Genomic DNA, 24,626 nt, shown 5'->3' on the forward strand with positions numbered 1-24,626 from the left:
GTATTATTATTCTGGATGATTACCTGAGTGATCTCCGGTAGAAAATGGAGTAGTTACCCCCTCATAATTCATCATCGTATGCATTCCTTTTTCCGCATGAACGAGATGATGACAATGAACCATCCATAGTCCACTATTATTTGCCTCTAAAGCAATTTCATATTCTTCTCCCGGAAAAACATTAACTGTATCTAAGTAAATCGGACTTCCCTCCATTGGTTTACCATTTTTAGAAATAACCTGGAATGTATGTCCATGCAAATGCATTGGATGAATTTCTTCTCCCTTATTTTTAAAGCGAATCTTAACTTTATCTCCTTTCTCTACTTTAATGGGTGGAATGTCAGGTGATGTCTTTCCATTAATCGTATACACCCATTTTTCTTGTCCATTTACATCTTTCACACCTTCTGCCAAATCCATATCATAGACCTTTGTAAACTTTGAATCTATCGTAAACTTGCCAACTTCTTTTTCTCCATATTTCGTAAAGTCAAACCATGGATAACTCTTTATATCAATAGGTTTTTTCGGCAAAGAACCGTTCCCAATAGTCGTCGTTAACATTCGATTCATTTTCTTAGATGGATCCACATTAATAAGTTTTACACTCGTTGTTTCCGGCATTTTAAAAACAAGGTCATAACGTTGTGCAGCTCCCATCGGAAGAATTGCTTTATCTAGCTCGTCCCCACCTTTTATATCACGACCATCTAATGCGATAATTTGAAATGGCGCCCCAACTAATGTCATTAAATGCGTATTATTCCCAGCATTAATTAAGCGAAGGCGTACTGTTTCACCTGGTTTTGCATCCAATCGTAGTCCCTCACTTGTATCATTTAATGTAAATACATCGTAATCATCTCCATCAGATAAATCTTTGAGTTGATCATTACTTGGCATCATTAACGGGCCTTCTAAAGTTTGCGCCTTTTCATTTCGAATATGATTGCTAGGGTAGCTATCCCAATCTTTATCTTGTTCGCCATTATGCTTACGGGTTTTTATGGCTCCTGTTTTCCATTCATGGATCGCCACTGTATAATCCTTTTCATATTTTACAGCTGGTTTATTCGGTTCAATAACGATGGTTCCAAATAGTCCCCGCTCCGTTTGTATTGAACTTTTTTGATGTGAATGATACCAATATGTCCCCACCTGATCAGCATTAAATGCGTATGTATATGTTTCACCTGGTTTTATAGCATTTTGCGTAACACCTGGAACACCGTCTACCGCCGCAGGAACATCTAATCCGTGCCAATGGATTGTAACTGGTTCTGGCAATTCATTTTTCAAATTTACAACAATACGTTCACCTTGTTTAACTCGAATTTGAGTACCCGGTGATGTTCCATCAAAGGTCCATGCATCTACCTTTTTCCCATCTCCCAAATCTAAACTTGCTACTTTCGCCTTAATATTAAAAGTTTTTGTAACCCTTTTTTTGGCATCTGAATTAGCAATAGATGTAATTGATTCTGAAGTAGATGTTGCATCTGTTAACTTCTTTTTTTCATTTGTACCTGGGTAATTATTTATTAAAAAATATCCAAAAATAACTAACCCTAATAATAAGCATGCCGCAATCAATATATTTCTTAAATCGCTTTGTATAAATTCCTTTTTCATATTAGTCTCTCTTTCATTTTTTGTTGTAAACTATTAATTTTCATACGTGGATTCATTGTCTATCACCTCACATCTTCACTTCGATTCACATCATAACACTCAGAAAAAAAGAAACTTTGAAGGAATTTTAAAGACTTTATAAAGAAATATATTTCAATTTCCCTTTACTTCTAAATCTTTTTTATTGCGTAATAAAAAAGATTGTATAATACTATATAAAACATATATATTTAGGAGGATTACAACAATGTCCGAAAAAACATACGAACTCGCAACCTTCGCAGGCGGTTGCTTTTGGTGCATGGTAAAGCCATTTGATGAACTTCCTGGTATTCATAAAGTACTTTCTGGCTATGCAGGTGGTCATGTAGAAAACCCAACATATGAACAAGTAAAAGCTGGTACATCTGGTCATTTAGAAGTTGTACAAATTACATTCGATCCTTCTATTTTTCCATATGAAAAATTACTAGATTTATATTGGCCACAAATCGATCCAACTGATGATGGCGGACAATTCTTTGACCGTGGTCCCTCTTATCGCACTGCTATTTTTTATCATAATGAAACGCAAAAAGAGCTTGCTGAAAAATCAAAACAAGCTCTTGCAGAAAGCGGTATGTTTAAAGAGCCAATCGTAACTGAAATTCGCCCGGCTGCACCTTTTTATGAGGCTGAAGAATACCATCAACATTTTTATAAAAAAAATCCGGAGAAATATGCTACTGAGCAAAAAGAATCTGGCCGTGAAGACTTTATAAAAGAAAATTGGCAAAAAAAATAATAAAAATGCATCGTACCTTTTAAGTACGATGCATTTTTATCTTTGAAAAAAGTACCATGCAATAATGAGAACAACCGCTGTTAATGTCCAAAGTGCGATTTCATTTTTCACTCTACTCTTTTTCTTATTCATTTCCTCTCCTCCTAATAGCAATACAACATATTCAAGATTTCCTCTGTTTAATTGTCCACCTTATATACGTGAATACATCCTTACAAATTTTTATAACAAGACCACCGACGATTCCGATTGCAATTGAAATTACTAACATCTGTACAAAACTAAAAGTAGTTGTGTATGTTATGTAGATAACAATGCATACAAGTAAAACATCCGGTAAAGAAAGCAAAAACTTTTTAAGCATTTCTTCAGCTCTCCTATGCTTTATTTGTAATTTATACTTTCTACTGTAGCTTTGAAATAAAGTTTGTTCAAAAATTCCATTTAGACACTCATTTTATGGAAAAGAATAAGAACCTCTTTTAAAAAGGGGTTCTTATCTACATACCCTATTCCATAATTACTCCTAAAATAGAATAATATTACTAGTGATTTGTTGTGAATTAACTATTTGCTAGGCAATCGGATGTTACGCCAGCTACCTACATCGCATTGACCGTATGTATTATCACCTACTGCTACCACCGTGCCATCTAATTTCAGACCGACCGTATGCGCACAACCCGCCGCTATCGCGACAATATCACGCCAATCGCTTACATTACATTGACCATACTCATTCCAGCCGACTGCCACCACGGTACCGTCTGATTTAAGTCCGATTGTATGATTCGTACCAGCCGCTACTGCCATAATATCTTTCCAGCTGCCTACATCGCATTGACCAAGTTTATTATTACCCACTGCCATCACTTTGCCATCCGATTTCAAACCAACAGTATGAAGATAACCTGCCGCCAACTCCACCATACCACGCCATCCACTTACATTGCATTGGCCATATCGATTATTCCCCACAGTCGTCACTGTTCCGTCCATTTTAAGACCAACTGTATGCCAGTCACCCGCCGTGACCACCACAATATCTCTCCAGCTACTTATATTACATTCTCCTTCTTTATTTCGCCCCACTGCTACTACTGTGCCATCCGGTTTAAGGCCAATGGTACGACGCCACCCCGCCGCAACCGATACAATATTATGCCAGTCGTTTACATCACATTGATCATGCTTATTCCACCCCACCGCTTCCACAGTATTATCACTTTTAAGAGCGATTGTATGAGCATTACCCGTGTTCGTCGCCATATGAACATTGCCCGCTGCGACTGCTTCAATATCACACCAACCGCTTACATTGCATTCTCCTTCTTTATTTCGCCCCACTGCCACAACTGTGCCATCCGATTTAAGAGCAACTGTATGACCACGACCTGCCGCTATCGTATCTTTAGGCCACCGTTTCACTTTTAACATTTCTTCTTTCGGTGAAATGTAATTCATGTTTTACCTCCTTGCATATAAGCAACTGTATCCAAATAGATATTTTTATCTAATTTCATTATAAATGACCCGACTTTTTTTATAAATTTACAGCTACAAAAGAAGCCTATTACTACTTCTTCAAAAAATAAAAACCTCCAGTTTAAATACTAGAGGTTCCTTCTTTATTTCTTCAATCGTTCAATAAAATCGTTCAATTTATCAAGTGATTTCATATTCTGATTACAAGCTACACCATCTTTGCAAATATAGTTTCCCTTTTTAACAAAGGTTCCTGGTACATCACCTTTAATTTCAACTAAAAACATCCCAACTTCTTCATGTCCATGACATAATGAACAAATGCTCTTTTTATTTAAGCTCTGGAACGTTCCTTGCAGACCAACAAACTTATTTTTATCATTTTTCGCTATTATAAATTTCCTGCTTGACCCTTTATCAATCCAGCTTAAATAAGATAATTCTTTCATGTTCAGTTCTTCCATATCAGGAAGTTTTAATTTTTTCGCTTTAGGAAATAATTTTTTTAATGTTTGCGCTGTAACTTCCTGAAACGGAATGACATACGGATTTATTTTCAGTAAAAACGATTCTGCATCTTCTCTATTTTGAACTGTTAATACGGTATCAATTAACTCTTTCTGTTCATCCGTTAAATTCTCAAATACATGTATTATCTTTTCAATCGCTAGTGATTTTAACGCTTGAATTACACCTCTATCATTTGCCGTTGCGTGCCCATTTGCTAAAATATAAGCTTGTGATTTTATAAAATTATATTGATCACTTCTAATAAAAGCTTCCATCTTTATCACTCCATACAAATTGTTGATCTAGTCTTATTGTATACAATGATTCAGCTTTTTGATATGTAAAAGATAACTTAGAAACGAATATTACATACATCGATTATATTTTACCGCTCCATTTCCTGACAAAAGAAACCATCGTCTGTTTTCCATTCAGCATATAATACATCCTCAAATTTAGTAATCCCTCTTTGCTTTATTTGCTTATACAGCCATCCTTCATCAAAACCAGCTTCCCTCAAATTATCTTTCACTACTTTTCCATCACTAATTAATGAAATTGGTAAGTATACAGGCTTATGTTTTAAACTTAAATCATTTATAGTAGGAGATTCATATTTGCTCTTTTTCAGAACGCTTATGTTTCCGTTAGGTTCCAAAATCATATATTCAACTTCTCGAATTGAAAAAATATCTTTTTGCTGCCTAAGCATTTGTTGTAATTGATTAATATCTAAATGATTTGAACTTAATTGTTCTCGGTCAATTTTTCCATTACGGATAATAATTGAAGGATACCCTTCAAAAAACCTTCTTGTTCCTCTTATTTTTTGTGTTATCACTTCTATTGAATAAATTAAAATTACCCAAACAAATACTGAATATAAAATAGACCACACTTTAATTTTAGGATCATATATTGAATTTCCAACGAGCTCACCAAGGACGATAGCTGAAATAAAATCAAAGGGGGTTAGCTGAGATATTTGTGTTTTCCCTAGTATTTTTGTAGCAATTAATAGAACAAAGAAACCAATTAAAAGCTCTATCGTTATTTGTCCAATATGATTCATAAATGCTCACCTTTCTGCTTTTCACTCAAATGTTCTATATTCTATTTAGTAAAAAAACGACACATTTTTCTATTATTTTGTCCATTCATACGCAATATATCCAATAGATACAAAGCAAAAAAGAGTCTAGTTCAATTTAATAATTGAACTAGACTCTTTTATTTTTATTTAGAATACACGATCTTTTTAATCGTTTCTCCGGAAAGAAAATGCTCCTCCGCAAGTTGATGAATGGAAATTCCGCTTTTAAACGCTTCTTTAATAGCTTTATTTCTTTCATCTAATTGTTTTCTTCCTCCAGATCGTGTACCCCATTTATAATGTTTGGTTTCTTGTTTTGGAATGTAAATTGTTTCACCTTGTATATATTTTTGAATTTCAATAATTAAACTTTCTGGTAAAACCGTTGCAGCTTTAACGTATTTCATTTCTGCTCGCCCCTTATTTTTTATGGTTCATTTCAATAAGGTGCAAAGCCAAATATAAAAAATGATACGAGCTCATTTAGGCGATTGTATATTACTTGTCTACCTCACGCAAAGTATCGCCATTTCCATACTTGGCTTTGCATGAGACGCTGCAGTGTCCGGCAATTGAATTGTAATCGCCATATAAACACCTCCTAATATACCTTTTGCATTTTATTATATGATAAATTCCTCCCCCTTGCATCCACATCCTTTTTAAAGCATGAAATTACTTAGTTTGATATAATACTTTTTAGTCCAATTCAAAAATATAGTGAGGTTGCTTTATGAAAAAGAAAATAATTATTACAATCGTTACATTATTCATTATTACTGTAGCATTATTTGGAACATACAAATTAATGAACGCAAGAAGTTTTCAATTGTTTGGAGATTTAACAAACCGAGTAGAAACAAATGAAAAAGTGATTGCTTTAACTTTTGATGATGGTCCTACGAACAATGTAAAACAAATATTACCGCTACTAGATACATACAATGCAAAAGCTACTTTCTTTTTAATCGGAAATGAATTAGAAAAAAACCTATCGTTAGGAGAAGCTATCGTACAATCTGGACACCAACTTGGAAACCATACATATTCTCATAACAGAATGGTTTTTAAAACACCTTCTTTTATTAAAGAAGAAATAGAAAAAACGAATTCATTAATCCGCCAAACGGGATTTACAGACACAATTGACTTTAGACCACCAAACGGAAAAAAGCTAATTGGTCTGCCCTATTATTTAAATAAAAACAATATCGAAACAATTACATGGGATCTTGAACCTGATACTTTTTATAAATCTGCTGCTGATAAAATTGAATATGTTAATAAAAATGTACAACCAGGTTCTATCATTTTACTGCACTCTATGTATGATGAGTCTAATGAAAATTTACAGACCATCGAAGGTATTTTAGATTCTTTATCTAAAAAGGGCTATCAGTTCGTAACAGTAAACGAACTGCAAAAAAGAGCAAAGTAAAAAGGTAGCGTATCATAGAGCGATACGCTACCTTTCTTTTTAAATAATGCCAAGTACATTTAAGAATACAATAATAATCGCAATTGGCGCGATAAAGCGAAGTAAGAATAACCATAATACGAACAGTTTATAGCCTTTATTTTTACTTACACCAAGCTCTTTCATTAATACATCTTTCTTCATTTTTAAAGGAACAAAGATGGAAACTAATAAAACACCAAGTGGCATTAGTACGTTACTCACTGCATAGTCCGCTAAATCAAAGATTGTCTTTCCGAAAATTTTCAGATCACTTAATATACCAAATGATAATGCTGATGGTACTCCAACAACGAAGATTAATAAACCTACGATTAAGGCCGTTTTTTCACGTTTGCCTTTACCTTTTGATGTTAACGACGCAACACTAATTTCTAGCATAGAAATAGCAGATGTAATCGTTGCGAAGAAGAACAGCAATAAGAAAATAACGAAGAATACTTTTCCGAACGCCATTTTACTGAAAATAGCAGGTAATACGATAAATAATAATCCTGGTCCTTGAGATGGTTCTAATCCAAATGCAAATACAACTGGGAAAATTGCAAGTCCTGCAAGTAATGTAATTACTAATGTTAAAGCTACGATAGAAAATGCTGAACGCGGTAAACTTTCTTCCTTCGGTAAGTATGAACTATATGTTACCATTACTGCTACACCGACCGATAATGAGAAGAACGATTGACCCATCGCATATAAAATAACTTCTGATGTTACATGTGAGAAATCAGGTTGTAAGAAGAAACGAACTCCTTCTCCCGCGCCGTCTAATGTAAGGGCACGAACAATTAATACAAAGAATAAAACGAATAGCGCTGGCATGAAATATTTATTTACTTTTTCAACACCGTTTTGTACGCCTTTACTTACGATAAAAATAGTAATAAGAATGAATAATAACTGTGCTCCTACTGCTAAATAAGGATTGGAAATGATTTCACCAAACGTAGCTTCGTATGCGCCATTTCCTTCCCATAGTCTACCTGTAATTGCATTCCATAAGTATAATAAAATCCATCCCCCTACAACACTGTAGAAAGAAAGTAATATGAAACAAGTTATAATCCCTAATTTCCCTAACCATGGCCATAATGTTTTGGGTGCGATTTCTCTATATGCATCAACAGCCTCTTTTTGTGTACTTCTTCCGATAACGAATTCAGCTAATAATAGCGGTAAACCAATTAATAATGTGAAACCGATGAAAATAAGGAAGAACGCCCCGCCTCCTCCGATGCCGGCCATATATGGGAATTTCCAAATCGCCCCAAGACCAATTGCTGAACCTGCTGCAGCTAATACGAAACCTAATTTCGATGTCCATTGCTGTGAATTCATTTGTTAATCTCCTCTCTGTCTCTTTTTCTTTGTTTCAGTTCAGTATTTATATTGTTCTATCAATACTCTTTTCTAATACGTTCACTTCCTCCCTAATCATAAAAAAACGCCCCTACGTAAATACGTAGGGACGACAAAAATATCGCGGTACCACCCTAGTTATGAAGATACAACAAAGTTAGGACCTAAATAAAAAACGTCCCTACGCAAATACGTAGGGACGATAAATTATCGCGGTACCACCCTAGTTATGAAGCCACAACAAAGTTAGGACCTAAATAAAAAACGTCCCTACGTAAATACGTAGGGACGATAAATATCGCGGTACCACCCTAGTTGTGAAACAATCTTCACCACTTTATTTGATAACGGTATAAACTACCGTCTTTCATTTCCTCACAATGTGAGATTTATGAAAGATGCTCCAGGACGAACTTCATGAATAATCTATATACTGATTCACACCAACCATCAGCTCTCTGAAATAGGGAGATATTCACTACTATACCCTTTCATTGCCCAAATATTATTTTCCGAATTGATTACTATCATTTTTATCACACATTAAAAATAGTGTCAACTTATATTTTGAATTTTTATGTATTACGTTCTATTTAAAAAATGTAAAATATGACTTTTAAATGAATAATATTAGAATATTTATGTTCCATACTATATTAACTTCTCTAACAGGTTTATAGTAGTATACGATAAATGCAAGACAGCACGAGTAGGAGGAAAGAATTTTGTCTACTTCAAAAGTTTTAAAAGGTACTGCTTTATTAAGTGGTGCAACAATGATTTCACGTATATTAGGTTTTATATACTTCTTCCCTTTTCAACTATTAGTCGGAACACAAGGGGTCGCTTTATATGGATATGCATACTCTTGGTACGGTATTTTATTAAGCTTCTCAACAGCTGGTATTCCTATTGCCGTTTCCAAATTTGTTGCAAAGCATAATGCGCTCGGTGATTATAGTACAAGCAAAAAATTATACAACTCTAGCGTAAAATTAATGTTGTTTATGGGCTTTTTAGGGTTTTTAACTTTATTTATTGGAGCACCATACATATCACAATTTATTATTCGCTCGAAAACGCCAGATCCACAATTTATCGCCGACGTAACACTTACGATGCGAGCATTAAGTTTCGCACTTATTATCGTACCAGCTATGAGTGTTACACGTGGCTATTTCCAAGGTTTTCAACATATGAAACCAAGTGCCGTTTCTCAAGTCGTAGAACAAATTGCGCGCGTGGTTTTCATTTTAGTTGGTAGTTTTATCGTTTCAAAACTATTAGGGGGGTCAGTCGCCTCTTCTGTTGCAGTTGCTACGTTTGGTGCTGTTATCGGAGCGCTTGCCAGCGTTTCGATTTTAATGCTGTACTGGAAAAAATATAATAGATTAAAGCCTCCCGAAGGAGAATTAAAGTCAAGGGCATCGAATATTCCATTAAAAAATATTTATATGGAATTACTTCGATATGCAATCCCAATTGTATTTGTCGGTATTGCAATTCCACTCTACACGTTAGTAGATCAATATACTGTAGCTGATGTCCTTAGGGCGATGGGCGAGCCGTTAGAAACAGCGAATGCAGTTTTCGCTTATATAACGAACTATGCCCAAAAGTTAATTATGATTCCAGCTTCTCTTGCAACTGGATTCTCATTAACGATCATTCCGGCTATAACGAAATCGTATACAAGCGGGAAACTAGAAGAACTACAAGAACAAATTGCAAAGATATTTCAAGTCTTATTATTCTTCACTATCCCAGCTGCATTCGGTCTTGCTAGCATCGCTTACGATGCATTCCGTATGGTTTATGTAAATCCTGAAATTGCACTTGGGGGATCACAATATTTAATTTCATTTGCACCTTCTGCTATATTAAGTGCGATTTTCACAGTTTCAGCAGCTATATTACAAGGAATCGATTATCAAAGAAAAACGATGATCGCTTTCTCAGTCGGTATTCTCGTTAAAGTTTTAGTAAATACACCGCTCTTACATTTATTTGGCGGACACGGTGCTGTACTTGGAACAATTCTTGGATACCTCGTTTCCAATGTTATTATGTTGTACTGCATCATTAAGTTTGCGAAATTTAAAATTGGTGAGACAGCAAAAACAGTACTTCTTATTACAATTTACTCCGCTGCAATGTCTGCTGTTGTAATTGCATTAAAAGCGATTTTAAAATGGATGATTCCTGGACAATCCTATATGGAATCACTTCTCATTGTCTTTATATGCGGCGCTGTAGGAGGGATTGTTTATCTTTTATTCGTCCTAACGAGCGGACTTGCTTCACATATTCTCGGTGATAGACTTCAACGATTACCCATACTAGGTAAATTAGTCAAATAAAAAGAAGGGAGGTAACTCATTGTTACATCCCTTCTTTTTTACTTCGCATATTGTATACGTTTTTGTTGTTCAGTAATATGTAATTCTGGAACATATTGTTGTACTAAATGTAATAGCTCTTCAATTAACACTTCTAACTCCTGTACACTATACTCCGGTTTCCCTATTAACGTATTTGCCATACGCTCGTATAGATTTTCAGGCTTAATAATCATTCGTTCCACATTATGTGGCATCCATTTAAATGCCGGATGATGTACATACATTTTATTCAAACCAAATAAGACCCCAAATATATTTCTTTGCACTTCACAAATAACATCATATAACATAAGCCAGTCTTTTCGTTTTAAAAGCGCCTCTCGATTATGCCAGCGATTACTTAACCAAAGATTTTCTGAAATCATCCGTTTCGCTAGGTCTTCTGGATATGCCACCACTCTATCTTTTAATTCATGTACTTTCTCTTCTCCATACAAACTAACACCATCATGAACGGATGATACGATACATTGTTTTTCATAACTTATATCATATTGATCCACCACATCCGAAATAACTTTCTCTACTGTTTCAGTTAAAAAGTTACTAATCTCTAATTTAATTCCCTCTTTTGTCAAATACGTTTCCGACCATTCTTCTTCCTCGTAGGGATAATATGACAAAATTGTTCCACCAATATAGTTAATAGGCCCTTTGCGATCCTCATCCTCTGGTGGCATTGACCATAAAATATGCAATTCTATATCTGAATGTTCATCTTCTAGTTTTCTAGCTACTGAACCCGCTAAAATAATAGTCTCTACTTTCGGATTTCTCCTATAAATCTCCGACATTTCTATTGCTTTCTCTTTTAATCCCACTTCATTTCCCCCTATAATTGCAGTACACAGTTACCTTTTCATTTATCTATTTCGATATTATGCATTGTATTCCCTTTTCAATGTCCCACTAAATCATATTTCTATCCAATAACGCTGAACAATTTCCCCAGTATGAACAGAAACTACTTCATCTTCTAACGTACCGCCAACCTTTTGAATCGTTTTAGCCGAAGCGATATTAACTTTATCGCAAGTTATTAACACTTTCTGTAACCCTAACTTTTGTGCTTCATCTAATGCAAGTTGTAGTTGTTTCGTAGCGTAACCTTGACGACGTTTATTTGGATGTACACTATAACCGATATGACCGCTTTCCAGTAATAATTCTTGGTTTAATCGATGTCTAATATTCACAAAACCTATAAGTTCCCCTTTTTCAAAACTTAAAAATTGACTAGACGGTACTCGATTACCTTGTAAGTTTTCTTCCACTTCTTGTATACTCACTTTTTCAAACCATTTATCGAGAGAATCAAAATTTTGTAAAGAACTACTACCATGTGGTTTTTCATCCGTATGTAAAAATGCCTCCCGATACTCTATAATTTGTTCGCTATATTCATTTGTTGGTTTTAATAGTTTCATTGTCATTCTCCCCCCTCTTTACAACCTAAAACAAACAGCTTAATCGTGACAATTTCACGATTAAGCTGTTTCTATCAATTTCATTCAAATAATCCCATACTCAAATAACGTTCTCCTGTATCAGGTGCAATACATAAAACTTTTTTACCTGCGCCTAGACGTTTCGCTATCATAATTGCTGCGTAAACAGATGCTCCAGACGATGGCCCAACTAATAAACCTTCTTGTCCAGCTAAGTTTCTCATTGTCGTTAAAGCCTCTTCGTCTGCAATTTGAATAATTTCGTTATACACTTCTGTATTTAAGTTTTTCGGGATAAATCCCGGGCTTGTTCCTACTAATTTATGAGGGCCTGGAACACCGCCTGATAAAACGGGAGATCCTTTCGGTTCTACTACTGCAATATATAAGTTTGGTAGTTTCTCTTTTAACGTTTCCCCAGTCCCTGTAATAGTTCCACCAGTTCCAGCCGTTGCTACGAATGCATCAAGCTCGCCATCCATTTGTTCATAAATTTCAAGTGCAGTCGTATAACGATGAATATTCGGGTTTGCTGGATTTTCAAATTGTTGCGGAATAAAACTATTTGGAATTTGCTTTTGCAGTTCTAATGCCTTCGCAATTGCTCCTGGCATTCTTTGTTCTGCCGGTGTTAAAACTACTTCCGCGCCGTATGCTTTCAATAAATTTATACGCTCTTTTGACATATTGTCTGGCATAATTAAAATTGCTTTATACCCTTTCGCAGCTGCATTCATTGCTAAGCCTATTCCTGTATTTCCGCTTGTCGGTTCAATAATTGTATCTCCTGGTTTGATGAGACCATTCTCTTCTGCAACGTGCAGTAAATTATAGGCAGCGCGGTCTTTCACACTGCGTGATGGATTAAACATTTCTAGTTTTACATACACATCCGCTGCGTCTTCTGGAATAAATTTAGATAATCGGACGACAGGTGTATCTCCTATTAATTCTGTAACATTTTCACATAATTTCATAGTGCATCCCCTATTCTATCGTTTTCTTATCACTTGGTAATAACCAAGAAGTAAGTCCAATTAATGGTAGACAACTACATAGTAACATAATGAATTGTAGACTATATATGTCAGCCAATTTCCCAAGTACTACAGATCCTAAAGCTCCGAGTCCAAACGCAAGCCCTACAATTAATCCAGATACCATCCCTACTTTTCCAGGAACAAGCTCTTGCGCATAAACAACAATTACACTAAAACTACTTGAACTAATAAAACCGATACATAAAAATAGCGGTACGACCCACATGAGCGAAACGTGAGGTAATAAAAGGGCAAGTGGCGCCGAACCTAGCATTGAAAATACAATAATTGTTTTCTTTCCAAATCGATCTGCTAACGGTCCACCAAAGAAAGTTCCTAATACACCGGCAATCATAAATGCGAATACGAAATACTGGGCATTTTTTATAGATAAACCGTAATGCTCAATTAAGTAAAATTGATAAAAATTCCCTATACCAGCACCGTACCAAGAACGTACAAAAGTAAGAAAAACAAGAAGTAGAATAACAAATTTAATATGTGTACTTACAATCGCATTTTCCGCCTCAAGCGCAGCCCTCTTTTTTCTTCTCACAGCGCCAGTTGCTAATTCATTTCTATACCAATTTGATACGAAAATTAATAATACAATTCCTACTGCTGCAAAGGCTGTAAAACCTAAAGAACCAATTTGGCCGAGCGGAACGAAAATTAGCGCTGTAAAAATAGGAGCTAAGGAATTCCCTGTATTTCCTCCAACCTGATAAATCGCTTGCGCTAAACCTCGTTTTGCACCAGCTGCCATATAAGCAACTCGAGCACCTTCTGGATGAAAGACTGCGGAACCTAATCCGATAAATAAAACAGAAATGATAACAATAATAAAGTTCGGTGCAAATGCAAGTCCAATCATTCCAAGCATACTCGAAAACATACCGAGCGGTAATAAAAATGGTGATGGCTTCTTATCTGAATACATACCAAAAACCGGCTGCATAATCGATGACGTCATATTTAATGCAAACGCAATCCATCCTACTTGCATATAAGATAAATTCATCGTTTTTTCCAAAATAGGAAACAATGCCGGCACGACTGCTTGCATCGAGTCATTTAAAAAGTGACCGAAACTAATCGCAAATAGAATTCGATATATCGTCGGTGTTTCCATTGTATTTTTTTTCGAAACTGCCTGCATATATGTATTTCTCCTTCCTGTACAAAATATATATTTATTACAGCAAGTGTAATAAAGTAAAACTTTAACCTCGATAAATTCTGACTTTTGAAACATTTCCATTCTATACTGGTTTCATTTCTTTTTCCAGAAATATCACTTCTTACATAATATATTTTTTCTATAAGTTTTATCGGATTTATTTATAGAAATTTTCTATATTTTCTTTTATACTAGGACAGAGATGAAGGAAAGGATGACAACTATGAAGAAAAAAACTAAAGGAATCGTTGCACTCTCAATCACATTATCTATGTTTTTAACAGCATGTGGTCAAAAACAAGAGGCAACAACTACCGGAGAAAAGAAAAAAGAATCTTCAAAACAAGTATTAAACATTGTAGAAGCTGGGGAAATTTCTACACTTGATTCATCTATCGCAACTGATGGGTTTTCTTACGCTGCATTAAACAACGTAATGGAAGGATTATATATGCCTGGCCCTGACAATAAACCTGTTCCTGCAGCAGCTGAATCATACAAGCTGAGCGAAGACGGAAAAACATATACATTTACATTACACGATTCAAAATGGTCAAATGGTGATCCAGTTACTGCACATGATTTTGAATATGCATGGAAACGTGCTGTTAATCCAGAAACTGCTTCTGAATACGCACATATTATGTTCGATATTAAAAACGCAGAAAAAATAAATAAAAAAGAATTACCAATTGACTCATTTGGTGTAAAAGCAATTGACGATAAAACGCTTGAAGTACAGTTAGAACACCCTGTTCCATACTTTTTAGGGTTAATGGGATTTGCAACATTTTATCCTCAAAACAAAAAAGTTGTAGAAGCGCAAGGGAAAAATTACGGACTTGAAGCTACAAATGTAGTTTATAACGGGCCGTTTCAATTAAGTGAATGGAAACATGATACAAGTTATAAAATGTCAAAAAACCCGAACTACTGGGATAATAAAAATGTGAAGCTCAATGAAATCAATGTAAATATCGTAAAAGATACTTCCACAGCCGTTAATTTATTTGAAAGCAAACAAGTAGACCGAATTACGATTAATTCAGAGTTTGTCGATAAATATCAAAAAGATCCGAGCTTAAAGAAAATGGAACGTCCTTCTATGACATTTTTCCGATTTAGCCAAAAGAATCCTTTATTAGCAAACAAGAATGCTCGAAAAGCTATTTCGCTCGCTTTTGATAAACAAGGAATCGCAACAACGATTTTAAATAATGGTTCTATACCTGCGAATGCATTTGTTCCGAAAGGATTCGTAAAAGGACCTGATAATAAAGATTTTCGCAGTACAAGTAATATAAAAGTAGGAACAAATGTGAAAGAAGCTAAAACACTATGGGAAACTGCAAAAAAAGAAACAAACTTACAAAACGCTTCACTTTCAATCATAACAACTGATGAGTCTAACGATAAAAAAATTAGCGAGTTTTTAAAAGGTGAATTGGAGAAAAACTTACCTGGCTTAAAAATCACATTACAACCCCTTCCAGTAAAAGCATTTTTAGATCGTGAAGGAAATGGTGACTATGAAATTTCACTTTCTACATGGGGACCAGATTATCCTGATCCTACAACATTCTTAAATATGTTTGTCACTGACGGACCGTTTAATAAGATGAGCTATTCAAACAAACAATACGACGAATTAATTGAGAAAACGAGCTCTACTTTAGCAACTGACTTACCAGCACGTTGGAAAGCGTTCCAAGATGCAGAGAAAGTCTTACTGGAAGATGATGCAGCTATCGCTCCAATCTTCCAATCAGGCCTGGTATATTTAGAACGTCCAACAGTAAAAGGTGTTGTTATTCGTCCATTTGCAGGAATTTATTCTTATAAGTGGGCCTCTATTACAGAATAAGAAAAAGGCGATCCTAACATATATTAGGATCGCCTTCTTTATTAAATTGCAAAACGCTTATACTTTTCGTAATCACTCGTCTTACATTCTACTTCTAGTTTTGTACCTTCGTTTTCATAACTTGTAGATAAAACGTGCGCATGATTATTGAAATAAGAAACTACCTGTCCTTGATCATACGGAATTAACATTTCACACTTCGTATACTCTTTATAGATGTGTGAACGAATCATTTCGACAAGCTCTTCTATCCCAACATGTTTCTTCGCTGATAAATAAACGCGGTCTTCTTGTACTTGCGGAATTTCAACATCTACCATATCTGATTTATTATAAGCATAAATGGTTGGAATATTTTCTACTCCAATTTTCTTTAACGTTTCATTTGTAATGTCAATTAACTGTTCGTAATTTGGGTTCGCGTAATCTACAACGTGAATAAGTAGGTCTGCTTCCGCTACTTCTTCTAACGTTGAACGGAACGCTTTCACAAGGTGATGCGGTAATTTGCTTACAAATCCAACTGTATCCGTTAATAAGAATGATTTGTTATCTGGCAAATCAATATTTCGCACAGATGTTTCTAACGTCGCGAATAACATATCTTTTTCAAATACTTGTTTTTCTTCAGTACCATTGTAAATTTCAAGCATCGCATTCATCGTCGTTGACTTTCCGGCGTTCGTATAGCCTACTAATGCTACAACTGGTACTTCATTTTTCTTACGTTGCTTTCGCTGCGTTTGACGCTGGGCAACAAGTGCTTCTAGATCTTTATTTAAAACTGAAATCTGTTCTTCAATTTTACGACGATCTAACTCTAATTTCTTCTCACCGACACCTTTATTTTTCGTACCAACTCCGCCGCTCTGTCTTCCTAACGATTCACGAAGACCGATTAAACGTGGCATCATATACTGAAGATGCGCTACCTCTACTTGCAACTGTGCTTCTTTCGTTTTCGCACGTTGCGCAAAAATATCTAAAATTAATATGGTACGGTCAATTACTTTACAATCTAAATCTGCTTCTAAATTTCGAATTTGAGAAGGAGATAATTCGTCATTAAAGATTACCATATTCGCATCTACTTCATTTACATAGGCTGCTACTTCTTCAATCTTTCCTTTTCCAATATAATGGGACGGATTTACTCGTTGTAAATTTTGCGTCACTTGCCCAATTACCTCTACATCACAAGCTTCTGCAAGATTTGTTAGCTCTTCCATTGAATATGCAAAATCATCTTCATTACCTAAATTTACTCCAACTAAAACTGCTCTTTGTAATAATTCTTCCATATATTTATTCCTCCATTTCGATTACGTAAAATAAAAAACACAGGTTACTGCCTGTGTTTTCGTAAACGGATAAGGGTTCACCAAAGAAATAGAAGAAAGTTATACTTTCATCCTATCTCATAGTCAAAAAGTCCCATGATCATATACGCATCCACAATAAGTGTTCACCTATACGATCCCATTCTATTTATAAAGGCAAAACAAAAAGAGGGCGTATTCGTCCCTCCCTCTTTTTCACATATAAGCTTAATAAAGGGTTCCTTTAAAATAGGCAGACCAATCCCGTTCACTCTGCACACAGACAGAGCCTTTGAGCGCTATTCAATTATTGGCACAAAGTATTGAGACGTAATCTGATTAAGATCAAAGGAAGCCCCTCCGTTCATTTTAAGTTACATAAAGTGTAGCATAAGTAATTCGCTTTCACAAGATTAAACCACCTATAGAAGCAGAAAGAAAATCTTTGTATTTTTACTTTAATCGTCATTTTTTGCGCGTTTTTCTTACAATAAAAATCACAAGAGCTACTATCAGTAACAGACCTACGGAAATGATAGCAACTTGCCACCAACTTAAACCGCTCACCATCTCACCTTTTAAATCCACTTTCTTCGTCGGAGCAACACCCTTAGCAATATGACTTAAAGTATTTCTCTCCATCTCTGCCTTATCTAATCTCTTCGTACCACTACAACTATGTGTGTGCAATTGTTTTTCTGGTCCTCTTTGAGAAGAAAATACTAAGTACTCTCCTCCCTCTACAAAGTGAAACACACAATCACCACCATCTGTATATACGATGATTTGCGTAAAATTTGTCCCTTTCCAAATTTTCTTCACTTCAAATAACACTTCAATTCCAATCCCATCTTTCCTTCCAACCTCAATTACTTTTCCCTCAAACACTACATCATTTTTTTGAAGTGCCTCTTCTGCTTATACGTTAATACAATCACAAGAATAAGATTTCTCCGGAAAAATAATAAGAATAAAGCTACAAATAATGACAACAGGCAACATACGTAAAATTCTTTTCAAGGAGCTCCACTCCCTTCATTAACAATTTTAGAAACTTCTCGTATATTATTTTTACAACACTCGCCAAATTCCTTCATAATAAGTTAAGCATTATCACTTCAATACAATAAAAGTCTTTATTGACATTTTTATAACCTGATATTAGTATCAGGTTATAAAAATAAGTTAGGAGATGTTCCCATGCATTCTAAATCTCGTATTACTGCAATTGGTACTTATGTTCCAAATCAAATATTATCTAATAACGATTTAGAGAGAATGATTGATACGAATGATGAGTGGATTGTACAAAGAACAGGAATGAAGGAAAGACGAATTGCGAGCAAAGACGAATACTCTTCACACTTAGCCATTCAAGCAATTGAAAATTTATGTACAACTTTTAAAAAGAACTTAGAAGATATAGACTGTATCATCGTCGCTACAACAACCGCTGACTATGTTTTCCCTAGTGTCGCGTGTCAAATACAACAACATTTCAGCATACCTCATACAATAGCATTTGATTTAAATGCAACTTGCGCTGGTTTCACATATGGCTTGCACGTTGGGAATAGCTTAATCACTTCTGGATCACACGAAAAAGTACTTGTCGTAGCGACAGAGACATTATCTAAAGTTACTGATTACACCGATAGAACGACTTGTATTTTATTTGGCGATGGTGCTGGAGCTATTTTATTAGAAAGAGATGAAAACAAACCAAGCTTTATTGCCGCACACATGGGAACAAATGGGGACGGTGGTATTCATCTATACCGAACAAACTTATCTACAACTATGAATGGTACACCACTGCAAACAAATGAAAAAATCGTGCAAAATGGAAGAGAAGTATATAAATGGGCAACACGCACGGTACCAACAGGTATAAATGAACTATTACATACCGCAAATATGCAAATAGATGATATAGACTGGTTCATACCACACAGTGTTAACTTACGAATGATTGAATCTATTTGTGAGAAAACCGAAATTCCAATCCAAAAAACTTTAACGAGTGTAAAATACATGGGGAATACATCTTCAGCTTCCATTCCACTCGCTCTGGACTTAGCTAGGAAAGAAGGAAAATTAAATAATGGAGACACACTTTTACTATACGGATTTGGTGGTGGTCTTACGCATTTAGGACTTATTGTGGAGTGGGATTTAAACTAAAGCTTTTTTATACAATTCAATACAAAAAAGCTGCATTCAAAGATTAGTTACCTCCCTTTGAACGCAGCTTCTTTCATCTTAATTTTATTTACCTGTCCGAGCCCATATCACAACAGGAATAAGCATGAAAGCTAAAACTCCTCCAGCTAATGACAATGCCGCATAACTTGAATTCGCCACTACCATACCTGACATCGCTCCGCCTGAAGCTCCAGCTAGCGCAATAAACACATCTATTTTCCCTTGTGTTTTTGCACGTGTGGAAGGTATAGTTGCATCAACAATTTGAGCCGTACCACTTATTAAACCGAGGTTCCATCCTAATCCAAGCAAAGATAAAGCAACAATTAATAGTATTAAAGAATCACTCGGCGCTAGCGCTGCTATGACACCTGCTGCTAGTAAAATTACTCCGCCAGCTATACTCATCGTAGTTCTTCCAATTTTATCAATTAGCATTCCCGTAACGAGAGATGGAAGGTACATTGCACCGACATGAAAACCAATTACAAGACCTACTGCACTTAAAGCGTGACCGTGATGTCCCATGTGAACTGGAGTCATCGTCATAATCGCAACCATCACGATTTGAGTAAGTATCATTACGATAGCTCCAACAGTAATACCTCGCTTGTTTTCTATCGCCTCTTCTATTACTGGTTGCCCTTTATATGTATGCTCTTGTTTATATGTTTCTATCATATTAGCAATAAGTAACGGATCTGGACGAAGCATAACAAATAAAACAAGACCCGCCAATATAAATGCCGCTGCTGACAAGATGAACGGACCAGCAAGTTCAGGAATTCCAATTGAATGAGCAAACCTTCCCATTACACCTACTAAATTTGGACCTGCGACTGCACCAAAAGTCGTCATTACCATCGTGATACTAATCGCTGTTGCTCTTTGCTTCTTTTTCGCTAAATCCGTTCCAGCATAACGCGCTTGTAAATTCGTAGCTGTGCCCGCACCATATATAAGTAAAGAAACTAGTAAAAGAATAATACTATTTGTTAAAGCTGCCATCACAACTCCAATAGCCCCTAACCCGCCTACTATAAAACCTCCTGCAAGCCCTACGCGGCGACCATACTTTTGCGATAACTTCCCAACAAAGAAAGCCGCTACCGCAGATCCCATTGTAAACATAGCTGCCGGTAATCCTGCATATGCATCTGTCCCAAGCATTTGCTGCGCAAGAAGTGCACCTACTGTAATCCCAGCAGCTAACCCTGCTCCGCCGAACATTTGTGAAATACTTACGATTAGTAATGTTCTTTTGTATAATTTTTGTTGTTCTTCTTCTGTATATATATGATTACTTTTTAAAGCCCCCGCCTCATCTAACAATTCCTCATCCTCCCTTTGAAATAAAATCCCCTTGTTAATGTATTATGTTTTACATTACATATACAACGACATTTTCTATTCGTTCTTTTCATTCTAAAAACTTACTAACCATAGACTACTTATCTCATGCTATATTAAAAATACTACTATTTACAATATACAAGGAGAAAACAATGAAAAAAAATCTAGAATTATGTGAGGCTTGCAAACAAAATCCAGTACATAAAATAGAAGAATCCGATGAAGCAAATCAACCACAAAACTTTTTAGTTATGAATGGCAACGTACAAATTCATGAAAATAGACTGGATGAATACGTAGACTTCATTAATACAAACAACTTTACCAATGTTTACATTAATGATCTTAGGTATAGTTTAAACCATATTAACTTTCTAGAACGCTGCCCGCAAATTGAACGCTTACAAATTAGTAGTACATGTATTACTGATTACTCAGCTTTATATAAATTAAAAAACTTAAAATCTTTAGCATTAGAAGAACCACAAGTTCCACTAAACGTAACAGCACTAGAAAGCTATACAAATTTGGAGGAACTTTACATACAGTGGAATAAAAATATTACAGGATTCGAATCTTGTCCTAACTTAAAAGAACTATACATTTGGAAATACAAACCGAAACAAAAAAACCTTGAAGAATTAATGTCTTTACAAAAACTTGAAAAACTAAGCATTACACAAGGGAATATTAACTCATTAAAGGGATGTAGAGCATTCCCAAAATTAAAGCATTTAGAAATCAATTATTTAAGAAATTTAGAACATATTGATGAAATTGAACACAACGCTTCAACTTTAACATACATCGAATTCAATCATTGCAGTAAAATGAAAAACCACGACTATTTACGTTATTTAACAGAGATAGAAACAGTCATTCTATCAAGTTGTGGTAACATACAAAATCTACAATTCGTTAAAGAACTACCTAAATTAAAGCTTTTAAGCTTCGTGGATTCTACAATTGTAGACGGCAATTTAGAACCTTGCGTCGGAATTGACTTTGTTGGCTTTAATAATAAGAGACATTATAGTCATAAGTTTAATGAACTAAACCGAGATTTTTCATACTAGCGTAAAGAAAAACAGGCTGCTATTAGCCTGTTTTTATGCTTCCTCTACTACTCTTTTCCTTCTCCCTTTACTCAAAGCTTTTCCTTCCCAAAATAACAAACTTACTAACGCAAAAACTAAGATAATCGGCACACTTACTTTATATAAATCTGTAAAACTCATTGCCATCTGATTTTGAGCATAGTGATTCACATCATTCGAAAATGCGAGTACCTCTTTCTTTATACTTTCCTCTTGTTTTTCAACTTCTTTTGTCACTTGATTCATAACTTCTTCTCTTTTTACATCTCTATATTCTACTGGAATTTCTCTTAATACTTCATCCACTTTTTGGTGAATTAATGCATCTTTTTTCTCTTTATTTAACCCTACAAATGTTTTATTTTTATGCTTTTCTACACTTGGTTCTATACTTTGGTTCTCTATTTTTTCTTTTGTTACTTGTAGTATTTCAGCTTGCTGTGAGCTATCCACATGAATATTATGCACTTTTTCTTCTGCATAACGATATACATTCTCTTTATTTACAGCTAAATTATGCGTTAAGTTAGATACAAATATTGCAACTGCTAATACAATTCCTACTTGCCGCAACATCGAGACAACACTTTGAGAAGCGGTTAATAATTCCCCTTCAAACGAAGAAGCACTTAAAACTGTAATTGGACCTACTACTAAACCATACCCAACACCTAATATCATACATGGAATAATAATTTCTATATTTGTTGAATTAACATCAATCATTTGCAACCAATAATAAGATAAGCCCATAACAAGAAAGCCTGACAAAATAATAGTTACTTTTCCGAGTTTTTTAATTAAAGTTGCTGCAACTGGTGAGACAAAAAATATCATTGCTGAAATAGGTGTCACTAAAAAAGCTGCTTCAATTTCCGTTCGGCCTTGTATTTTCGTCAAGAACGTCGGAAGCAATACAGTAACTCCAATTAAAAATAAATTACTTAATATGACAACGATAGACGCTCCGACAAACATTCGATCTTGAAATAACTTTAAATTCACCATTGGATTATGAATCTTTCGTTCTACTAAAACAAATAGAATAAGAGAAATAGTGCTAATTACATAACAAAACAAAGCTATATTACTTTGCCATCCCCATGTATTGCCTTTTACTAATATGAGAGTAAAAGAAAAAATTGCTGCGCTACTTAATAGCAATCCTATCCAATCTATTTTTGAAATAATACGTTCTTCATTTTTTATTTGTAGCATAAAGCAGCATAAAATGATTCCAAGAATACAAATTGGAACATTAACGAAGAACACCCATCTCCAACCGAAATTTTGTGTAATAATTCCACCTATTACTGGTCCCATCGCAGCTGACAATCCTTGTGTTACGCCTAAAATTGCAAGTGCAACATGCCTCTTAGCTAATGGCATTGCAGATACACCCATTACCATACTAGTTGGAAATAAAATCGCTGCACCTACACTTTGTACAAAGCGAGAAAAGATAAGAAAATCGCCCGTATTAGCAAAAGCACAAAGTACTGACCCGCCGCCAAAAATAATTAAACCAAGAATATACATCTTTGCTTTCCCAAAAATATCAGCCATCCGCCCTAGTGGGATGGCTAGTACCGCAATCGTCATTGTATATACATTTAATACCCAAGACATCTTTTCTAATGAAGTATTTACACTCGATTGTATTGCCGGTAAAGCTATATTCATAATTGTCGTATCAATCATACAAAGAAATATACCTAAGCACATTAAAAAGACAATATTAATACCCTTTGATTGCTCCATGTTCATCTACCCCTTTATTTATTATGAACGTGTTTTTTATTCTTCCATTTTATTTTGTTCTTTTGCTTCTAGTTGCTCTAGTTTTCTTTTCAATGTCTCTACTTGAGCACTATACGATGCAATACCTACATCGAGTGAAATTTCCTCAACAAAAGTAATACCTTCTCTCCACTTTTCATATCTCAAACGAAGATCCGCAATATATGCTTCTTTCCTTTCAATTTCGTCCGCAATCCATTTTTTTATTGCCTTGTCATCGCTATAATTACCGAAATACATCCTCATTAAAAAATCTGAACGTAAAACATCTTTCTCTACATCTGTTTGCATGTACTGATAAAACTCTTCACGCCCTTCATCTGTAATAAAGTACATTTTCTTATTCGGTTTCCCTTCTTGCATAATAACCTCTTTCTTTATTTTCCCCTCTTTTTCCAACTGTCGTAACGTTGGATAAATCATTCCAAAACTCCCATCAAAGAAATGAGTAAATACGTCTTCAAACACAATTTTAATATCATAACCAGACATTTCTTTTCCCATTAACAAGCCTAAAACAACATCTCTTCCCTTCAAAATAAAACCTCCATACTGTATATAATCAATAATCATAT

The 24,626-nt window shown here is 35.1% G+C and carries 20 protein-coding genes, 2 pseudogenes and 1 other annotated feature; of the genes and pseudogenes, 6 read left to right on the forward strand and 16 right to left on the reverse strand.

What is annotated here, in order from left to right:
• Window positions 1-6: 6 nt before the first annotated feature.
• Window positions 7-1,635, reverse strand: a complete 1,629-nt coding sequence (locus tag DT250_RS13830; protein ID WP_149213178.1) for a multicopper oxidase family protein — start codon at window positions 1,633-1,635, stop codon at window positions 7-9.
• A 247-nt stretch (window positions 1,636-1,882) separates the two neighbouring features.
• Here DT250_RS13830 and msrA point away from each other — a divergent pair, with 247 nt between their 5' ends.
• Window positions 1,883-2,419, forward strand: a complete 537-nt coding sequence (gene msrA, locus DT250_RS13835; RefSeq protein ID WP_001291868.1) for a peptide-methionine (S)-S-oxide reductase MsrA — start codon at window positions 1,883-1,885, stop codon at window positions 2,417-2,419.
• A gap of 163 nt (window positions 2,420-2,582) precedes the next feature.
• Here msrA and DT250_RS13840 read toward each other — a convergent pair whose 3' ends face one another.
• The 5 genes from DT250_RS13840 to DT250_RS13860 form a co-directional block, all read right to left on the reverse strand.
• Window positions 2,583-2,783: a hypothetical protein gene (locus DT250_RS13840; RefSeq protein ID WP_088062987.1), complete on the reverse strand. Its 201-nt coding sequence runs from the start codon at window positions 2,781-2,783 to the stop codon at window positions 2,583-2,585.
• A gap of 203 nt (window positions 2,784-2,986) precedes the next feature.
• Window positions 2,987-3,883: an RCC1 domain-containing protein gene (locus DT250_RS13845; protein WP_149213179.1), complete on the reverse strand. Its 897-nt coding sequence runs from the start codon at window positions 3,881-3,883 to the stop codon at window positions 2,987-2,989.
• A 164-nt stretch (window positions 3,884-4,047) separates the two neighbouring features.
• Window positions 4,048-4,689, reverse strand: coding sequence for a FusB/FusC family EF-G-binding protein (locus DT250_RS13850; protein WP_046959069.1), 642 nt, complete (start codon window positions 4,687-4,689; stop codon window positions 4,048-4,050).
• A gap of 110 nt (window positions 4,690-4,799) precedes the next feature.
• Entirely contained in the window at window positions 4,800-5,486 is a 687-nt protein-coding gene (locus tag DT250_RS13855; protein WP_088062986.1) for a DUF421 domain-containing protein, read from the reverse strand.
• Window positions 5,487-5,650: 164 nt separating this feature from the next.
• Window positions 5,651-5,914 (reverse strand): CD3324 family protein, encoded by a 264-nt coding sequence (locus DT250_RS13860; protein WP_087983052.1) that lies wholly within the window; start codon window positions 5,912-5,914, stop codon window positions 5,651-5,653.
• Window positions 5,915-6,240: 326 nt separating this feature from the next.
• Here DT250_RS13860 and DT250_RS13865 point away from each other — a divergent pair, with 326 nt between their 5' ends.
• The gene (locus tag DT250_RS13865; RefSeq protein ID WP_087983054.1) at window positions 6,241-6,945 is read left to right on the forward strand and encodes a polysaccharide deacetylase family protein; all 705 of its coding nucleotides are present in this window, start codon (window positions 6,241-6,243) and stop codon (window positions 6,943-6,945) included.
• 39 nt (window positions 6,946-6,984) lie between these two features.
• Here DT250_RS13865 and DT250_RS13870 read toward each other — a convergent pair whose 3' ends face one another.
• Window positions 6,985-8,322, reverse strand: a complete 1,338-nt coding sequence (locus DT250_RS13870) for a sodium-dependent transporter (protein ID WP_060489936.1) — start codon at window positions 8,320-8,322, stop codon at window positions 6,985-6,987.
• Window positions 8,323-8,624: 302 nt separating this feature from the next.
• Window positions 8,625-8,847, reverse strand: a binding site (T-box leader).
• A 221-nt stretch (window positions 8,848-9,068) separates the two neighbouring features.
• On the opposite strand from DT250_RS13870, the gene DT250_RS13875 reads away from it, so the two are divergent.
• Entirely contained in the window at window positions 9,069-10,703 is a 1,635-nt protein-coding gene (locus tag DT250_RS13875) for a putative polysaccharide biosynthesis protein (protein ID WP_088062983.1), read from the forward strand.
• 38 nt (window positions 10,704-10,741) lie between these two features.
• Here DT250_RS13875 and DT250_RS13880 read toward each other — a convergent pair whose 3' ends face one another.
• The 4 genes from DT250_RS13880 to DT250_RS13895 form a co-directional block, all read right to left on the reverse strand.
• A complete protein-coding gene (locus DT250_RS13880) occupies window positions 10,742-11,566 on the reverse strand; it encodes a DUF4037 domain-containing protein (RefSeq protein ID WP_149213180.1) in 825 nt (274 codons plus the stop codon).
• A 93-nt stretch (window positions 11,567-11,659) separates the two neighbouring features.
• Window positions 11,660-12,172 carry a GNAT family N-acetyltransferase gene (locus DT250_RS13885; RefSeq protein ID WP_149213181.1) on the reverse strand — a complete coding sequence of 171 codons (513 nt, stop codon included), beginning with the start codon at window positions 12,170-12,172 and terminating at the stop codon, window positions 11,660-11,662.
• 80 nt (window positions 12,173-12,252) lie between these two features.
• Window positions 12,253-13,170 (reverse strand): cysteine synthase A, encoded by a 918-nt coding sequence (gene cysK / locus DT250_RS13890; protein ID WP_149213182.1) that lies wholly within the window; start codon window positions 13,168-13,170, stop codon window positions 12,253-12,255.
• A 10-nt stretch (window positions 13,171-13,180) separates the two neighbouring features.
• A complete protein-coding gene (locus DT250_RS13895) occupies window positions 13,181-14,392 on the reverse strand; it encodes an MFS transporter (protein ID WP_048543300.1) in 1,212 nt (403 codons plus the stop codon).
• 244 nt (window positions 14,393-14,636) lie between these two features.
• Between DT250_RS13895 and DT250_RS13900 the strand changes: the two genes are divergently transcribed.
• Window positions 14,637-16,277 carry a peptide ABC transporter substrate-binding protein gene (locus tag DT250_RS13900; RefSeq protein ID WP_149213183.1) on the forward strand — a complete coding sequence of 547 codons (1,641 nt, stop codon included), beginning with the start codon at window positions 14,637-14,639 and terminating at the stop codon, window positions 16,275-16,277.
• A 41-nt stretch (window positions 16,278-16,318) separates the two neighbouring features.
• On the opposite strand, the gene hflX is transcribed toward DT250_RS13900, so the two are convergent.
• Complete coding sequence (hflX, locus tag DT250_RS13905; protein WP_149213184.1) at window positions 16,319-17,578, reverse strand: GTPase HflX; 1,260 nt, start codon at window positions 17,576-17,578, stop codon at window positions 16,319-16,321.
• Between the two features lie 483 nt (window positions 17,579-18,061).
• A pseudogene (locus tag DT250_RS13910) lies at window positions 18,062-18,616 on the reverse strand (cobalamin biosynthesis protein CbiN).
• Window positions 18,617-18,796: 180 nt separating this feature from the next.
• Here DT250_RS13910 and DT250_RS13915 point away from each other — a divergent pair.
• Window positions 18,797-19,780 carry a ketoacyl-ACP synthase III gene (locus tag DT250_RS13915; protein ID WP_149213185.1) on the forward strand — a complete coding sequence of 328 codons (984 nt, stop codon included), beginning with the start codon at window positions 18,797-18,799 and terminating at the stop codon, window positions 19,778-19,780.
• Between the two features lie 84 nt (window positions 19,781-19,864).
• Here DT250_RS13915 and DT250_RS13920 read toward each other — a convergent pair whose 3' ends face one another.
• Window positions 19,865-21,133: an MFS transporter gene (locus tag DT250_RS13920; RefSeq protein ID WP_149213186.1), complete on the reverse strand. Its 1,269-nt coding sequence runs from the start codon at window positions 21,131-21,133 to the stop codon at window positions 19,865-19,867.
• Window positions 21,134-21,384: 251 nt separating this feature from the next.
• Between DT250_RS13920 and DT250_RS13925 the strand changes: the two are divergent.
• A pseudogene (locus tag DT250_RS13925) lies at window positions 21,385-22,230 on the forward strand (leucine-rich repeat domain-containing protein); the annotation flags it as partial.
• 33 nt (window positions 22,231-22,263) lie between these two features.
• Here the strand turns inward: DT250_RS13925 and DT250_RS13930 are convergent.
• Together DT250_RS13930 and DT250_RS13935 are read right to left on the reverse strand one after the other, a co-directional pair.
• Window positions 22,264-24,012: an MFS transporter gene (locus DT250_RS13930; protein WP_149213188.1), complete on the reverse strand. Its 1,749-nt coding sequence runs from the start codon at window positions 24,010-24,012 to the stop codon at window positions 22,264-22,266.
• 36 nt (window positions 24,013-24,048) lie between these two features.
• A complete protein-coding gene (locus DT250_RS13935) occupies window positions 24,049-24,588 on the reverse strand; it encodes a PadR family transcriptional regulator (RefSeq protein ID WP_149213189.1) in 540 nt (179 codons plus the stop codon).
• Window positions 24,589-24,626: the final 38 nt, after the last annotated feature.

Source organism: Bacillus sp. AR2-1 (assembly GCF_008368755.1).
Lineage (GTDB): Bacteria > Bacillota > Bacilli > Bacillales > Bacillaceae_G > Bacillus_A > Bacillus_A wiedmannii.

What these genes read in the sequence shown, in the direction of transcription:
- DT250_RS13830 (WP_149213178.1), bottom strand. Translation starts at nt 1,635, where the DNA reads ATGAAAAAGGAATTTATACAAAGCGATTTAAGAAATATATTGATTGCG.
- msrA (WP_001291868.1), top strand. Translation starts at nt 1,883, where the DNA reads ATGTCCGAAAAAACATACGAACTCGCAACCTTCGCAGGCGGTTGCTTT.
- DT250_RS13840 (WP_088062987.1), bottom strand. Translation starts at nt 2,783, where the DNA reads ATGCTTAAAAAGTTTTTGCTTTCTTTACCGGATGTTTTACTTGTATGC.
- DT250_RS13845 (WP_149213179.1), bottom strand. Translation starts at nt 3,883, where the DNA reads ATGAATTACATTTCACCGAAAGAAGAAATGTTAAAAGTGAAACGGTGG.
- DT250_RS13850 (WP_046959069.1), bottom strand. Translation starts at nt 4,689, where the DNA reads ATGGAAGCTTTTATTAGAAGTGATCAATATAATTTTATAAAATCACAA.
- DT250_RS13855 (WP_088062986.1), bottom strand. Translation starts at nt 5,486, where the DNA reads ATGAATCATATTGGACAAATAACGATAGAGCTTTTAATTGGTTTCTTT.
- DT250_RS13860 (WP_087983052.1), bottom strand. Translation starts at nt 5,914, where the DNA reads ATGAAATACGTTAAAGCTGCAACGGTTTTACCAGAAAGTTTAATTATT.
- DT250_RS13865 (WP_087983054.1), top strand. Translation starts at nt 6,241, where the DNA reads ATGAAAAAGAAAATAATTATTACAATCGTTACATTATTCATTATTACT.
- DT250_RS13870 (WP_060489936.1), bottom strand. Translation starts at nt 8,322, where the DNA reads ATGAATTCACAGCAATGGACATCGAAATTAGGTTTCGTATTAGCTGCA.
- DT250_RS13885 (WP_149213181.1), bottom strand. Translation starts at nt 12,172, where the DNA reads ATGAAACTATTAAAACCAACAAATGAATATAGCGAACAAATTATAGAG.
- cysK (WP_149213182.1), bottom strand. Translation starts at nt 13,170, where the DNA reads ATGAAATTATGTGAAAATGTTACAGAATTAATAGGAGATACACCTGTC.
- DT250_RS13895 (WP_048543300.1), bottom strand. Translation starts at nt 14,392, where the DNA reads ATGCAGGCAGTTTCGAAAAAAAATACAATGGAAACACCGACGATATAT.
- DT250_RS13900 (WP_149213183.1), top strand. Translation starts at nt 14,637, where the DNA reads ATGAAGAAAAAAACTAAAGGAATCGTTGCACTCTCAATCACATTATCT.
- hflX (WP_149213184.1), bottom strand. Translation starts at nt 17,578, where the DNA reads ATGGAAGAATTATTACAAAGAGCAGTTTTAGTTGGAGTAAATTTAGGT.
- DT250_RS13915 (WP_149213185.1), top strand. Translation starts at nt 18,797, where the DNA reads ATGCATTCTAAATCTCGTATTACTGCAATTGGTACTTATGTTCCAAAT.
- DT250_RS13930 (WP_149213188.1), bottom strand. Translation starts at nt 24,012, where the DNA reads ATGGAGCAATCAAAGGGTATTAATATTGTCTTTTTAATGTGCTTAGGT.